This window comes from Candidatus Villigracilis affinis (assembly GCF_016705895.1).
Taxonomy (GTDB): Bacteria; Chloroflexota; Anaerolineae; order Anaerolineales; family Villigracilaceae; genus Villigracilis; species Villigracilis affinis.
Genome location: NZ_JADJKT010000004.1, coordinates 204090 through 218681, shown reverse-complemented (window position 1 = coordinate 218681; position 14592 = coordinate 204090). Strand labels below are relative to the sequence as shown.

Here is a 14592-nt window from a genome sequence, read left to right as displayed (position 1 = left end):
GCTATTGTCTAAAGACCAGACCTGAGAATTGGGAATATGCCAGCGGTGTGGCGATGACAAGATAAACGATCTGCCAGAGCACGGGCGAGAAAAAGGATATTCCACTCATCACATCCGTGCCCCCGGAAAGCATGACAAACAAAGCGGGCAGGCCGCTCATCAACAAAACAGGAAGTGTGCCAACGATCATGCCTGCCACCAGCGTGTAATTCAAAGCGGGCGAGCGGTGATTTTTCACAAAACGGCGTGTGACGTTGGCGATCATCGAACCCGCAAGCGGGGCAAGCACAATAATAAAGATGCCCCAGATAATGGATGTAATGATAATCGTGGCAACCGCGGCCAGCCCCGAAAGAGTTGCCGATGTAAAGAACACGATCAGATAATCGTACCAAACGGCGGTGTTGAATATTTTCTGATGCTGGTTGACGCAATCCTTGCACAGATACCCAGTGGGCGTGCGCTGTGCACACGAGGCACAGATCGGTCTTTCGCAGCGTTTACAGCGCAAACCCGTCTCACGGCCGGGGTGGGCATAACAATAGGTGACAGCTGGATTATTCTCTATATTGGTCATCGTGGAAATCCTAAAGAATTTTCATTCATGTGCGCTGTGATATTGCGATAAAAATAACCAGGATCACCAAAGCGGACAAATTGCGCGGTGACATCCGCAGCGGTCACTTTCACCTGGTCTTCTTCCATCAACGGTGTCGGCGGCTGACCATCCACACTGAGAACCGAATTTTCACTTTTCACAACAATGCTAACCGAGGAGCCTTCCGACAAAACCACTGCACGATCCACAGAGAGATGCGGCGCAATGGGCACAAGCAAAATATTACGTAACTCAGGCGGAAGAATGGGCCCGCCTGCTGCAAGAGCGTACGCTGTGGAACCTGTCGCAGTGGAGGCGATCAACCCATCTGCAACATAGCTGGTGAGACGACGATCATCCACCGAAGCGGTCAGGCGCACGGGACGCAGGTTTTGTCCGCGTGCAACGACGACTTCATTCAATGCATTGGAACTGCCGAGGCTTTCACCCACACGGATGTGTTCAGCGCGCAACATCATGCGATTCTCGATCCACGCTTCGCCATTGAATAGTTTTGCAAAATACTCGCGCCATTCCTTGCGATCGATCTGGATCAAAAAACCCAGCCTGCCAAGATTTACACCGAGGATCGGCACACCGCTGGGAGCGCACAAATGACCCGCCCGCAGGACACTGCCATCCCCACCAACGGCGATGAGCATATCGAACTCGCCTTTTTTTACACGCTTGCGGAGTTCTTCATCATACAAGGAGCTGCAAGGTGCCTCGATTCCTCTCTCTTTGAGGAAGGCTGCCATCGCTTCGGCTTCAGCAAAAGCTTCAGGCATTTTCGGATAAGCCGTGACCACAGGATGTTTTGGCAGGAAGGATGGCATAACGAAATTATACCTTTTGTAATCTCACAACGTATCCCTGGTTTCAGGCAAGGCTTTGGTCACAAATATTCTTGAAACCGCATTTTGCACAACGTCCGGCTTGTTCATGTGAGCGCGCAACATCATGCTTGTGTTCGTCCACTTTCATATCTCCCAGAAGATCGATCAGAGCGGTTTCCAGTTCGTGGGTGTAATCCACAGCGAAATCGCGGTTCTCGTAATGGATGATCCCATACGGCGGACGCTTCCCGTATGTTTTTTCCACGAGTAGACAATATGCCGCAAGTTGATAAATATGCGAATCATACGGCGCTTCCGGTGCGCGGCCAGATTTCACTTCCACGGGGATGATCTGCCCATTCTTTTCGACGAGGTAATCAGGCTTGCCTGTCAACTCGAGTGCCGGGTAAAAGAGGGGTTTCTCCACTTTGCCCCAGCCGCGTGTATCCGTATAGATGATGCGGCCGCCGGGCAAGCCCGCTTCCTTCCGCTGAATCGAGGATTTGCGGAAGAAGAACAGGGCAAAGATAAAGAGGGCAAGAGCCAGATAAAGCATTTTTTAGTGACCAATGAAGTTTAGATTTTTTCAGCCAGCCTTATGATACGACCCAGACGGGTAAATGCCGCGCCGGAAAGATCGTCATTTCTTTTCCTGAGGACTTTGATGAAATCATCCTTGTTGGATTCATTCACAGCAGGCAGCGTTCTCTCTGCATGCTGCGGAACTTCCTTGGGGCGGCAGGTCGATAAGTGCTTGAGCAGGTATGGAAAAATGGCTTTGTTGTACTCGTCATTTGCTGCGGCGGTGTGCGCCAGCGCGGAGACGGAATTATCGATAGTGATAACCGAGCCTTCATCTCTGGCCTTTTTGATGTCATCCAAATGATTGAAGATGATATCGGGCCTGACTTTCGCCACTTCAGCCAGCGCGGTCATGGCACCCCAGACCATATCGTTGTGTCTGCTTTTCAACAGCTTGATGAAATCCTCGGCGTAGGGCGCAATGAGTTCAGGATCGATGATGCCAATCTCATACATGACGTGGATGCAGTCCCAGTGAATGTTCTTGTTTTCGTTCCACATGTTTTGCGCGATCTCACGGATGCCCGCCTTGTCGTTGCGCGCAGCAAGGTCACGCGCCAGATCGAGATTGGGCGTTCGGTCGCGCCGGGTTTGTAGATAGGCAAGGCGGTTTAGCAAGTCAGACATGATTCTCCGATGAATTTATAACTGTGCAGTGCAATATGCCACGAGCAGGATCAATGCCCCTAGAAACAGGATCAGGCCAAAGGTCCGCGAGAGAGACGAGGCGAGGGCTTTGCGCCCATGCCTGTGATGTAGTTCCGTCCCGGCGGCCATCTCAGCCTGGTTCGCTGATTCAAATCCCTTTTTGCGATACCACCAGGAGCGGCGGCAATAGAGGTAATTTCCGATTTCGGAAGCGCGAGTGACTGGCATGGGCAAAGTATAGCACAAATTTTCTATGCCCGATTATTTCAGTTTCGATGTGGAGTTATGATAAACTTCGCGTGCAAAAAATCATTCCCATCAAGAGGAAATCCATGACGACTCATGACACCTATTCAATTGAGATCGCAGGTATCAAGCGTGAATTACCATTGTTCGAGATCAAGCCCGGATTGCGGATCGCCATTCTTAATATTCTCGGCGACACCGAACTGGTACAGGCCAGTGCACGCGAGCTTGGAAAAAAACTTGAGGATGTTGATTACGACATTCTCGTAACTGCAGAGGCAAAGTCGATTCCGCTGGCGTATGCGCTTTCAGTTGAAACGAAAAAACCGTATGTGATCCTGCGCAAAACCTATAAACCTTACATGGGCGATGCGCTCAAAGCGGAAACCCTTTCGATCACCACCGGCCAGCCGCAGCTTCTGATCTTGGACGAGAAAGACCGCACACTTATTCAAGGCAAAAAGGTTATTATTTTGGATGATGTCATCAGTACAGGCTCGACACTGCAAGGCATGCGCATAATCCTTGATAAAGTGGATGCGAATGTGGTCGCCGAAGCCGCCATTCTCACTGAAGGCGATCGCGCCCAGTGGATGCACATCATATCGCTGGGACATTTGCCGTTATTTACAGGATAGTAGTTGGGTCGTCGAGCAATTAAAAAATTAAGGCCCTGGGAGAATATCCCGGGCCTTTTTTCATTTATTGCTTACTATTTATTTTTCCTGTCTCGATTAACCTTCCCTTTTGGTCCCGCTTCATTCGCTTGATCGCAAGTTCGCGCTTCATGGCTTCGGTACGATTGGGTTGAGATTCGAGGTAGACCAGTTTCACAGGTCGGCGGGTGCTCGTGTATTTTGCGCCAACGCCTTTATTGTGCTGCGAAACGCGTCTTTCAGGGTCAGTCGTCCAGCCGGTGTAATAGGTTCCATCAGAACATTCAACGATGTAACAATAACAACTCATTTCTTGGTGTGTTTCTTTACAAACATGCCGCCAAAAAATCTTTCGGAGAAGGTTGGCATATCTACTGCTTCGGAGCGGGCACCCCTTGTCCAATCCGCAGAGACTCTCTCGCTCAACCAACGCTGACGTCCTTCCAGCGCAGCTTCGAGGCGGGCAGCAACCCCGTCATCATCTTCCTTTTCAATGTCATCACGGAAACCACGCAGCGCCGCGATCATCACATCCAATGCGTGGATCATGCCTGCGCGGTTTTGTAGGGAGGAGATCCGCAGCGAATCGATTTCGTCCTGATAGGCCAGCCCTGCAGTCACAGTTGCATAAGCACGGCCAGCCACTTTGCGGGCTTCCAGCCAGCCGGGCTGGTCAACCGTGGCATTCAATAATGAAGCCGCTACAAGCTGCGGCAAAATATGCGTAGTGGACATTAATCCGTCTGATTCCATGGGATCGGCAAGCAAAGGCAGCGCTTCCAAAAGGCGCACAAAATCCACAGCCGTGGTCACCGCTTCTTCAGGGGTTCCGTAGGGTGCGTCGATGAGGAACAAGCCATTCGCAAACAGATCAGCTTTCGCTGCGGCCTGACCGAATTGGAAGTCGTGCATGTAAACAGGGTTAATTGCCGGGGCCAATCCCACATAATATCGCCCTTCGGGTAGTAATTCCTTCGCCCACTTCGCCACATTCGATTTTACAGGCGAAGTATCGAGCACTACAGTGTTTTCCTGTAGATCGGGAGCGATGAACTCCAACGTCTCGCGCACTTGACTGACAGGCATTGCCAGCACCACGATCCGCGCGTCGCGCACAGCGGTGGGCAGGTTGTGCTCCGCCTTGTCGATTGCATCTTTTTGCTGGGCTTCGCGTTCCAGATCCGCTTTTTTATCGTGTCCCACCCGCAGAATGGAATTTTTATGGGCCGCGAGCGCCAGCCCCATTGAAGTACCAATTTGACCAAGGCCAATGATTGTGATTTGAATGGGCATATATACCTCGCAGGAATTTGATGAAACAATTATACTGCCAGTATCTCGTTAAATACGAGAACCGCGGACGCCGACCGCGGTTCTCTTGGTAAAGGAGGAGAAGAGAAATCACCTTACGAATGTAAATTTATCATGGTTGCTAAAAACGTACTTGACGCCTGACCTACGCTTGCCCTACGATTGTCCGACAATTAACAGGAATGCAAACACTTTTAGCTTTTTCTTTTGGAGGACGACACAATGACATTCTCTCCCCTAAAAATTTATCTTGGTGAATTGAACAACACTCCCCTCGGAGATTTACGCATCGCCGCCTCCGACCTGGGGCTGGTCGCTGTTGAATGGGCAGACTCTCAGCCCGAACTGATTCAACATCTGTTCCGACTGAAAGCGACAGTGGAACAAAATCAAAAAGTGATCCATCCCTATGTCAAAGAACTGGGGGAATATCTCAAAGGCAAACGCCGTGATTTCACCTTTGAGATCGATTGGGGGATTTTAAAACCATTTCAACAAAAAGCATTACAGGCTGTATATGCCATCCCCTATGGAGAAATACTCACCTACGCCGATGTCGCCGTGCAGATCGGACATCCGCACGCCTACCGCGCCGTGGGCCGCGCCAACGCCACAAACCCCATGCCGCTCGTCATCCCCTGTCACCGCCTCATCGGCAAAGACGGCAAACTCCACGGCTACGGCGGCAAAGGCGGGCTGAAGACAAAGGAATGGCTCTTGAAAATGGAAGGCGCGGTAATTACGTAAAAGTTACGGCGAACCGCGGGTTTCGATGCTCACATTATCAATATAGCCTTTTGCAGGCAACCCGGTAGAATTCCATACACCGATAATCACACCTGTCAACTGCTCATCTGCTGCAAGAACACTTGAACCAACTTGATCACCGTCAATATGAAAAAACGCCATATGAGTGAACGGGTTTATTTCAATATAAAAGGTATGCCATCCGTTATTTTGAGAATAAACGGTTTTGATTTGTGTTACAGGACCGCCGTAATTGCTTTCATAAAAACAATGCCTAATTGAAGCTTGCAATCCACAGATAAACCTTCCTCTTGTCGTTAAAGCATGTAACTGAATTGAAGCATTATCCTCAATCGTGTCAACCATTAAATCAGCTTGAATCAAAGTAATACTTGTTGTGGAGAATTCAAAATCTTTAACTAACAAAAAACTTGCAATATCTCTTTCCGGTTGATTCAGAACCAGCCGTCCACCTTGTTGGTAAAAAACTTTCTTGGGATTTTGGGGTTGCTCCGTCCATTTATTGTGATTGAAACTGCCGTTATAAAGAATGGAATTGAAATTATCCCTCATGAGTGATGTAGAATCGGCGGAACTTTTCGATAACGCAATCATACCTGCGCCAAGAAGGGAGAAAAACAAAATCACACTCACGATTTTTATCGAATTCGAGCCGATGATCGTGTAACGGAATTTTGCCCGCACCGGTCTGGCTATACTTGACAGTTTTTTCCGCGCCGTTCTCTGCACCCACTGCCTGTCTGGATATTTCGGATCAACCGTCTTTACTTCCTGCCACTTATCCAGCGCTTCCTGATATTTTCCCTCTTTCAACAACCGAGCTGATTCAGCGTACATTGCCGCCAGTTCATTTTGTCGCTGCGCATCCTGCTCTTCAAGCGTAAGTACGTTTTTGGCTTTTTCAGAGATACCATCCTTATCCAGAAATTGATCATCCAATTTTCGGATCTCCTCCATTTTATCCAAAGCATTACGCCACTTTTTCGAGCGGAGCAATCCATGCGCCTGTTCGTACAATGTGTTGATCTGGTCGTTCTGTCTACGTGTTTCCTCCACCTTCAGGATCTGATTTTCCACACTCTTAAGCAATTTTTCTGTTTCGAGGAATCCAGTCTGGGATTTGTGTACCGTTTCCAACAATCGGCGCGCTTCGTACCAGTTCCCAGACTCCATCCCACGCAGGGCAAGGCTGTATTGGTCATTCAAACTGGAAAGGCGTTGCAGTTCTGCGACTTCCTTCCGCGCAGAGGCAAGCAAACTATCGGGATCGGGATAGGAATGCTCAATCAAGAAAATCTGCTCAAAGACCTTAAGCACTGCCTGCCACTTCTGCGCGGCGTGCAATGCTTTGGCCTCCGCATATAATTCCTTGAGACGTTTTTGTTTCTTCGCATTCCTGAGCAGTTGCGCGGCATCCTTGTATTCTGCGGATTTCTGCAAAAGCTCTTCCAATGCCTGTATGGTCTCTGACCAATTTTCGGCCTTGTGCCCCTGCGCTGCCTGAGCGTATAACTTTGCCAAGCTCCTCTGCTTTTCTGCTTCTGTCAATTTTTCAGCCGCATTTTTATGGTTTGGATGTTCACTCAAGATCATTTGAAAACGCTGACAGGCTTTGTCCCACTCCTCCGTATAAAAGGCTGCCAACCCCTCTGTATATAATTGCTCCAACTTGTGTTCAACTTCTTTATCTGTATCCTCGTATGACGACGGCTCAACGGTGGCTCTCACAGCATCGGCGCGCAACTTTAAGGAACGCAACAATTGGGCAAACCCGTTTTCCTCATATAAGTCCACCCAATGCCATCGGCTTAATCTCTCCGGAACAACACACTCCTCCAGCCGTGCCGGGATCAGGAAAATTGTCCCTTCAGGTTTTTCTTCGGCGATATCCAATGCAAATTTGATCTCTTTTTGAACATATCCCTCTTTTGAAATCGATTTATTAGAAAGAAAAACAATTACAACATCCGCCTCATGTACCGCCCTGGGAATCTCTACCCGCCAATCCTGCCCGGGCAAAAGCTTTTCTTTGTCCAGCCAGGCATCCACCCCCTCAAAGACCAAACGCTTATAGAACTCACGTACCGGAGGTTTATCCCCAGATGCGTGACAAAGAAATGCTTTCAAAGGACGTGTGACTGTTTGATTGTTCATAACGCCCACACGATACTTAAATAAATTATACGTCAAACACAGGTAATATGATACACTTCGAAAAATTTCCCCACCATATAATAGTATGAAACGATAAGACAATCTAAAAAAGCAGACAAAAAATCTCCCCCTTTAATACTTCTTAACACATCTAACAACCTTGGACATCCTCTCCCAACTCTTCTGGACTTTCATCAAAGTCAATTTACTCAGCACCTCGGGCCCGGCTTCCGTGGGGTTACTCTATCATGAAGCCATAGGCAGATTTGTAACCGAAAGCCAATTTATTCAAGCCGTGGGATTTTCCTCAGTATTACCTGGCAGTGACGCACTTCAACTCGCCATGTACATCGGATATGCCGCTGCCGGCATTCCGGGCGGATTGGTGGCTTTACTCGCATCCATATTGCCGCCCACGCTTATCATTCTAGGTGTAACCATGATCCTCCATCGCCTGCGACGTGAAGCCTGGGTGGGTCATTTTGTGGAAGGCCTTGCCCCGGCCATTTCAATCCTCATGGTCTTTACAGCCTGGAAAATATTTGAAAAGGGCGGGGAGACCGGTCTCGTCGGCTGGGGGATTGGCATCGTCAGCCTGCTTGCCATGTGGTTCAAAGCGCCCGAGCGGGTCATTGTAATCCTGGCTGGCCTTGTTGGAATCTTTCTACTTTCATCATGAATCAATCAAAATTCTCTGTCTGGATCAGTCTGTTATGGATGTTCCTGAAAGTAAACCTGCTTTCGCCATCCGGCCCAGCATCGGTCGGCCTGCTTTACAAGGAAGCCGTCGGCAAGGTCATGAGCGAGGAGCAATTTGTTGAAGCGGTTGGTTTTTCCAACGTATTACCGGGAAGCGAAGCGCTAAAACTTGCGATGTTTGTTGGTTACGCAGCAGGCGGAATCCCCGGTGTATTTACCGCTTTGCTTGGCGCGGTGCTGCCTCCTACCGTCATGATGCTGGCTGTGGCATCCATCCTTCAGCGTTTTCAACAGGAAGATTGGCTTAAGGGATTTGTAAAAGGCATGAGCCCGGCAATTGCCGCGCTGATCATCATGGTGGCCTGGGAGCTTTTCCATGTGGGCCAGACCAAGAAAATCGATAGACGAACATTGTTCATCGCAGCGGCAAGCGCCGTTGCTCTATGGTTTGAAATTCCCTCGCCCCTGGTCCTGCTTGGCGCAGGAGTTTTGGGCGTATTCTTATTTCGCTAAATGGATATCTTATGACACCTGACTTATTAATCGCAACCAACGGATTCACAGGAACCTGGCCTTCCATTGAATATGGCATCTGGCTTGCTTCAAATATCAATGCCAAAATTACTTTACTGGGTGTGAATGAAAAATTAAATCCCGCAGCCATTGACGACCATAATCCGCTTGAAGATGTGTTCGAGCGTGCCATTGAATTATTCAAGAAAAATCAAGTGGAATATGACCTGCTTGTGGAAAATGGCAATGCAGAAGATGTCATCCCGCAAAAAGCTCGTCAGGGTGACTACATCGTTGTACTCGGCCCACTGGGACGTCCACAGATCCGCCGCCTGCTGACGGGGCGCTCCATTCGTCATTTAATGGAAGAGATCGAACAGCCGATCCTATATGTGCCTGAATCAAAACTTCCGCTGAAAAAGATATTGATCTGCATCGGCGGGCTTGGATATGAGGTTACCGCAGAACACATTGCCATGCAGATGGCGATGAAAAGCCGTGCAGAAGTCACCTTGCTCCATATTGTTCCGCCAATGGACCTGGATTACCCCACCGCTCGGATCGTCCGCGAGAACTGGAAAAACCTGACAGAGACAGATACCCCCATTGGGCGGAGTCTGCGCGAGGCGTTGAGCGTGGCAAAAGATGACGGGTTAACTGCCAGCGTAAAAGCGCGTCAAGGCAATGTGGTCGAGGAGATATTGTCTGAGATCAAGGAGGGTGGATACGATTTACTGTGCATGGGATCGCCATACAGCACGAATGCATTGCGACAGCTTTATGCGCCCAATGTGACCGCAGAGATCGCCGAAAGCGGGAATTGCCCGGTATTATCGGCTCGATATAAGAGGGAATAGTCTTTTTATCTCGCCCCAGGTACGTATTTTTCTTCCCACTCGGCGATGGCAGCGCGGATCTCTTTCTTGATCGCCGCATCCCGGACATCGTCCACAGTGGCAAATTTTTCCAGACCCACGATCACTTCCACACCACCTTCGGCGGATTCCTGCAAACGAATGCCCGCTTTTTCAAGAGGGGTGTCTGCAAGGCGCGCCTGTAAAACGGTATCGATCTGATTGACAATGCTCATCGCCCGTATCGCTTTATCGGCTTCCGCCTTTGCGGAAACGGTCATGATCGGCTGCATGGGACGAGGCGCTGTTGATTGAACAGAAACAGGCATCGGCTGGGATTGAGTCGGTGCGGCGAGTTGAGAGGCAGGCTGGGAAGGCTGTCCGCCATCAAGCCACGGACGAAAGATCGTGATCAGTTCGATCAAGCGCCGCTTTTCGTCTGGCGAAAGGGGTTTGCCAACGACCCTTCCATCCATTTCAAGCGAGTAGTGGGCGTTTTCTTTTTTGAGACGCAGCAAGCCGGGGTCATCATTTTGTTGTTCACCCGTTTCACGGGCTGCAAGGATCATCTTATTTTCAGCTTCTCTGATCTTGGCCTCCGCCTGCACTTCAGCGGCGGTTATTTTTTTGTTCGTGCGCAGATTCGAATCCAAAAAACCGATAAAGAAGCCGATCAGCAAAACCACAAGACCCACGCCTATCACGGCTGGCACTGGCCAAGTAACTGTTGCAAATTGGAGTTCCATGATTTATTTCCTTTCAAGAACCTGGCACTTCGGGCAGACATGCGTACCGCGCTGGCCAACGGTAAACTTTTGTATTGTTGTGCCACAAACAGGACAGGGCTTGCCATCCTGATCGTACACACGAAAATGGTTTTGAAAATCACCGCCGCGATACACCCAATCTATGCTGGCACCGTTGCGGCGAATGCCTTCCTTGAGCACGGCGCGGATCGCCTTATGAAGAGCTTCGGCCTGTTCCAGCTTGACGGTATTCGATAATGCAAGCGGATGAAGTTTTGCGATGTGCAGGCATTCATCTGTATAAATATTACCGAGACCCGCAATGAAAGATTGGTCGAGAAGCAGCGGTTTTAGCTGGCGTTTGCGGGTGTGTAAATTTTCAAAGAGCCAACGCGCCGTAAAATCCTTTTCGAGCGGTTCGGGGCCGAGTTTACCAAGAATTTTTTCGGGCTGGTCCGTAAGCCACACACGCCCAAACTTGCGGGTGTCATTGAACGCCAATGTCTTGTTACCGGAAAGGTGTAAAAGCAGGCGGTCGTGTTTTTCAGCCCTGATTTTACCTGTTCTTATGACCAAATCTCCACTCATGCGCAAATGTATCAGGAGATTGTAATCTTTCAGGTGAATGACGAGGTATTTTGCGCGGCGCGAAACATCCACGATCTTTTGCCCAGCCACCTGTTTTCTAAATTGAGCAGGCGAAGGAATGGCAAGCGTACGCGCCCAGCGCAAATCGGCAGAGAGGATGGTGCTGCCAACCAATTCCGGTTTCAGCGCGCGGGCAAACGTTTCTACTTCGGGGAGTTCGGGCATAAGGAAGGTTTATTCGTTGAACATCTCTCCAACCGAGCGGCCTTCGTGGGCGCGTTTGATCACTTCACCCAGCAGTTCAGAGACCGAAAGCACGGTGATGCGGCCTTCGAGAAATTTCCATTTTTCGGGAGTAAGCGGAGCAGAGTCAGTCGTGATGATGTGCTTGATGGGCAGGGAGGCCAATCGTTCCGCGCCGTTGCGGGAAAGGATGGCATGTACAAAAGCGAGATACACATTGCGCGCGCCATTATTCTTGACCACATTCACAGCCTGTGCGATCGAGCCGCCCGTATCCACTTCATCATCCACGATGATCACATCGCGATCCTTGACATCGCCAATGAGGGTCAATGCTTCGGCGTTGGCGTCATTTCCGTGACGGCGTTTTTCGATGAAGGCGATGGGCATATCCATATCTGCGGCGTAGTTGCGTCCCTTTTTGGCAAAGCCGAGGTCCACAGAAACCACGACCGGGTCTTTCATATCCTGGCGCATGTTTCGATTGATGTGCCCCACCAGCAAATGAGAGGCGGTCAACACATCGCCGGGGATCGAGAAGAATCCCTGCACCTGACCCGCATGCGGGTCGAGGGTCATGTAACGATCTGCGCCTGCAACTTCGAGCATGTCGGCGACCAAACGCGCGGTGATCGGCACACGCGGCTGATCTTTTTTATCGGAGCGGCCGTAGCATAAATACGGAACCACAGCCGTAATACGGGCCGCGGAATCCAAACGCAGGGTCTGGATCATAATGAGCAGTTCCATCAAATTGCGATGCACCGGCGACGATGTGGTCTGGATCACATAAACATCCTGTCCCCGCACGCTTCCATTCAGCTTCACAAAAAGATTTTCATTCGGGAATTCGATCACTTCACGGCCGCTCACCGGCTGACCGAGGTAATCTGCTATTTTTTGGGCAAGCTCCGGCGAGCCGGTGCCTGCAAACAACTTAATTCCGCCGTACACTTTCAGGTCGTGATGAACATGATGCATCTATTATTTGCCTTTCCTCTGGTCCCATTCCGAACGTAATATACTCATGACGATCACATCGTCATACTTTCCATGTTTATAAACCGCCTCGCGCAGGCGTCCTTCTTCCACAAAGCCTGCTTTTTCGTAGGCGCGCTTTCCGCGCAGATTTTCCGCATATACGCGCAAATGAACACGATTAAGGTTCAAGGTATCAAAACAATGGCGGGCCAAAAGCAGCATGGCTTCCGTGCCGTAGCCTTTGTTCCATTCACTTTTTTCGCCGATCATGATTCCAAGTTCGGCGGAGCGGGTCACCTGATCGACATCGAACACGCCGCTATTGCCGATCAACTTCCAACCGTCGCCGTCACGCACTTCGATCGAAAGTGTCTTTTCGCTTTGCGCGCGCTGGCTCATGGAGTTAAACCAGTTCTCTTCATCCACATTCGACATCGGCAGTGAAAGCGATAAATAGCGTGTCACTTCCGGGTCATTCACCCAGGCATGAAAACTTTTCACATCTTCCCGCTCGGTGGCACGCAGCCTGATCCGCTCACCATAAATGATGCTCATCTCAACCTCCGTTCATCAATAACTTGACGGCTTCCCACGGAGACATCTTTCTTTGGATCATTTTCGTCAGCGCGTCTTCATACTGACTCTGTGAGACCTGCTCACGAAATCGGCTGACCAGAGTCTCCTGGATCAACGCATCCAACTCGACCTCGAGCCTGGCACGCTCACGAACAGCCCAACCGCCGCTGTGAGTTAAGTGCGCCACATGCCGCGCAATGGCTTCAGCCAATTCTGCGATGCCTTTGCCTTCGGTGGAAATCGTGCGCTGAATGGGAGGAATCCATATCGGCGCTGACGATGAATCTTGTTTTGAAGCAGGCCCACCCGAAGTCTGATCGTAGGATGTCCGCATGGCGGTGCCGTGATGTTGAAAGATCCGCTCGGCTGGGTGTGCCAGGTCAAGCATGGACTTCAAAGCCTTTTCGGTATTTTCCACGCCGGGGCGGTCGGATTTATTGACCACCAAAATATCGGCGATCTCCAAAATGCCAGCCTTGATGGCTTGAATGTCATCGCCAAGGCCGGGCGCTTCCACCACCAGCGTGGTGTGCGCAAGCCGGGCAACATCCACTTCGCTTTGGCCTGCGCCGACAGTTTCGATGATGATGATCTCATAGCCAGCCGCATCAAAGACCTGAGCCATGTTCGCAGTGGATTGCGCGAGGCCGCCCAATGAACCACGCGTCGCCATCGAGCGGATGAATACGCCGGTGTCGCCGGAGAGGTCGCGCATGCGCACACGGTCACCAAGCACCGCGCCGCCTGTGAACGGGCTGGAAGGGTCAACAGCGATGATCGCCACACGCTTCTGCGCAGTCTTGCGATAATGCAGTGCCAGTTGATTCACCAGCGAGGATTTGCCCGTGCCGGGCGAACCCGTCACACCGATCAAATGCGCCTTGCCCGTGTGCGGAAACAATTCGATCAACGCGGCGCGGCCTTCCAACGCGTCATTCTCCACCTGGGTCAACAGGCGGGAGAGTGCGAGGCGTTCGCCATTGAGGACTGCTTGAGAATAGGTCATTGAATATTTTTCAGGATCATCCCATCGAAACAATCAAAGATGAACGGGGATGGATACACTCTGACTATCTCCGTTCACCTTGGTTTTGTTTTCGACGAAAAAAACACAGAGCACAGGCTCTGTGTGTGAGAACAGGTTAACCCGTCACCGCCAATTTGACGTCGCGGATAATGTCTTCGGTGGAAGCACCGGGTCCATATACTCCTGCCACGCCCATTTCCTTTAAACGTTGCAGGTCTTCATCGGGAATGATACCTCCGACAAAGATCTTTACATGGGATTGACCATTGTTTTTCAGCAATTCCAACAGGCGCGGCGTAAGTGCCATGTGCGCGCCAGAAAGGATCGATAGTCCAACGATATCCACATCTTCCTGAAGCGCGGCTTCCGCGATCATTTCAGGGGTTTGGCGCAAGCCGGTGTAGATCACTTCCATGCCGGCATCACGCAATGCCCGCGCCACAACTTTTGCGCCGCGGTCATGCCCATCCAGGCCGGGTTTGGCGACTAATACACGAATCCTTCGACCTTGCTCAGGATTTGTCTTGTTTTCGGTCATAGTTCCTCCGAGGGAATGATGAGTGAAA

At 50.5% G+C, this 14592-nt stretch carries 19 protein-coding genes; 5 read left to right on the top strand and 14 right to left on the bottom strand.

From position 1 onward, the window contains the following. Position 1: 1 nt before the first annotated feature. Genes IPI86_RS02395 through IPI86_RS02375 form a run of 5 tightly spaced genes read right to left on the bottom strand, consistent with a single transcriptional unit; the run spans position 2 to position 2892 of the window. Positions 2–577, bottom strand: coding sequence for a hypothetical protein (locus IPI86_RS02395; RefSeq protein ID WP_345296381.1), 576 nt, complete (start codon positions 575–577; stop codon positions 2–4). Further along, entirely contained in the window at positions 574–1434 is an 861-nt protein-coding gene (locus IPI86_RS02390; RefSeq protein WP_345296380.1) for an NAD(+)/NADH kinase, read from the bottom strand. Before IPI86_RS02390 ends, IPI86_RS02395 begins: the two co-directional genes overlap by 4 nt. A gap of 43 nt (positions 1435–1477) precedes the next feature. Next, a complete protein-coding gene (gene cas4, locus IPI86_RS02385) occupies positions 1478–1990 on the bottom strand; it encodes a CRISPR-associated protein Cas4 (protein WP_345296379.1) in 513 nt (170 codons plus the stop codon). Positions 1991–2010: 20 nt separating this feature from the next. Continuing rightward, positions 2011–2643, bottom strand: a complete 633-nt coding sequence (locus tag IPI86_RS02380; protein WP_345296378.1) for a hypothetical protein — start codon at positions 2641–2643, stop codon at positions 2011–2013. A gap of 15 nt (positions 2644–2658) precedes the next feature. Beyond that, a complete protein-coding gene (locus tag IPI86_RS02375; RefSeq protein WP_345296377.1) occupies positions 2659–2892 on the bottom strand; it encodes a hypothetical protein in 234 nt (77 codons plus the stop codon). 104 nt (positions 2893–2996) lie between these two features. Here IPI86_RS02375 and IPI86_RS02370 point away from each other — a divergent pair, with 104 nt between their 5' ends. Then, complete coding sequence (locus tag IPI86_RS02370) at positions 2997–3548, top strand: phosphoribosyltransferase family protein (protein WP_345296376.1); 552 nt, start codon at positions 2997–2999, stop codon at positions 3546–3548. A gap of 64 nt (positions 3549–3612) precedes the next feature. Here IPI86_RS02370 and IPI86_RS02365 read toward each other — a convergent pair whose 3' ends face one another. Then, positions 3613–3876, bottom strand: coding sequence for a GIY-YIG nuclease family protein (locus IPI86_RS02365; RefSeq protein ID WP_345296375.1), 264 nt, complete (start codon positions 3874–3876; stop codon positions 3613–3615). Next, entirely contained in the window at positions 3873–4859 is a 987-nt protein-coding gene (locus IPI86_RS02360) for a prephenate dehydrogenase/arogenate dehydrogenase family protein (protein WP_345296374.1), read from the bottom strand. Before IPI86_RS02360 ends, IPI86_RS02365 begins: the two co-directional genes overlap by 4 nt. Before the next feature lie 240 nt (positions 4860–5099). On the opposite strand from IPI86_RS02360, the gene IPI86_RS02355 reads away from it, so the two are divergent. After that, positions 5100–5624 carry a methylated-DNA--[protein]-cysteine S-methyltransferase gene (locus IPI86_RS02355; RefSeq protein WP_345296373.1) on the top strand — a complete coding sequence of 175 codons (525 nt, stop codon included), beginning with the start codon at positions 5100–5102 and terminating at the stop codon, positions 5622–5624. A 3-nt stretch (positions 5625–5627) separates the two neighbouring features. Here the strand turns inward: IPI86_RS02355 and IPI86_RS02350 are convergent, their stop codons facing one another. Next, positions 5628–7799, bottom strand: a complete 2172-nt coding sequence (locus IPI86_RS02350) for a TIR domain-containing protein (RefSeq protein WP_345296372.1) — start codon at positions 7797–7799, stop codon at positions 5628–5630. A gap of 160 nt (positions 7800–7959) precedes the next feature. Here IPI86_RS02350 and IPI86_RS02345 point away from each other — a divergent pair, with 160 nt between their 5' ends. From IPI86_RS02345 to IPI86_RS02335, 3 genes are read left to right on the top strand one after another with little or no spacing between them, the layout of a single operon-like run. Continuing rightward, on the top strand, positions 7960–8478 hold the full coding sequence (locus IPI86_RS02345; RefSeq protein ID WP_345296371.1) for a chromate transporter: 519 nt from the start codon (positions 7960–7962) through the stop codon (positions 8476–8478). Continuing rightward, entirely contained in the window at positions 8475–9011 is a 537-nt protein-coding gene (locus IPI86_RS02340; protein WP_345296370.1) for a chromate transporter, read from the top strand. Before IPI86_RS02345 ends, IPI86_RS02340 begins: the two co-directional genes overlap by 4 nt. An 11-nt stretch (positions 9012–9022) precedes the next feature. Beyond that, positions 9023–9868, top strand: coding sequence for a universal stress protein (locus tag IPI86_RS02335; protein ID WP_345296369.1), 846 nt, complete (start codon positions 9023–9025; stop codon positions 9866–9868). Between the two features lie 5 nt (positions 9869–9873). Here the strand turns inward: IPI86_RS02335 and IPI86_RS02330 are convergent, their stop codons facing one another. The 6 genes from IPI86_RS02330 to IPI86_RS02305 all read right to left on the bottom strand — a co-directional run bounded on the left by IPI86_RS02330 (position 9874) and on the right by IPI86_RS02305 (position 14564). Then, positions 9874–10611, bottom strand: coding sequence for a hypothetical protein (locus IPI86_RS02330; RefSeq protein ID WP_345296368.1), 738 nt, complete (start codon positions 10609–10611; stop codon positions 9874–9876). Between the two features lie 3 nt (positions 10612–10614). Next, positions 10615–11424, bottom strand: a complete 810-nt coding sequence (gene mutM / locus IPI86_RS02325; protein ID WP_345296367.1) for a bifunctional DNA-formamidopyrimidine glycosylase/DNA-(apurinic or apyrimidinic site) lyase — start codon at positions 11422–11424, stop codon at positions 10615–10617. A gap of 9 nt (positions 11425–11433) precedes the next feature. Continuing rightward, positions 11434–12423 (bottom strand): ribose-phosphate diphosphokinase, encoded by a 990-nt coding sequence (locus tag IPI86_RS02320; RefSeq protein ID WP_345296366.1) that lies wholly within the window; start codon positions 12421–12423, stop codon positions 11434–11436. A gap of 3 nt (positions 12424–12426) precedes the next feature. Then, entirely contained in the window at positions 12427–12978 is a 552-nt protein-coding gene (locus tag IPI86_RS02315; protein WP_345296365.1) for a GNAT family protein, read from the bottom strand. Between the two features lies 1 nt (position 12979). Beyond that, positions 12980–14005 carry a methylmalonyl Co-A mutase-associated GTPase MeaB gene (meaB, locus tag IPI86_RS02310; protein WP_345296364.1) on the bottom strand — a complete coding sequence of 342 codons (1026 nt, stop codon included), beginning with the start codon at positions 14003–14005 and terminating at the stop codon, positions 12980–12982. Between the two features lie 136 nt (positions 14006–14141). Then, the gene (locus IPI86_RS02305) at positions 14142–14564 is read right to left on the bottom strand and encodes a cobalamin B12-binding domain-containing protein (protein ID WP_345296363.1); all 423 of its coding nucleotides are present in this window, start codon (positions 14562–14564) and stop codon (positions 14142–14144) included. Positions 14565–14592: the final 28 nt, after the last annotated feature.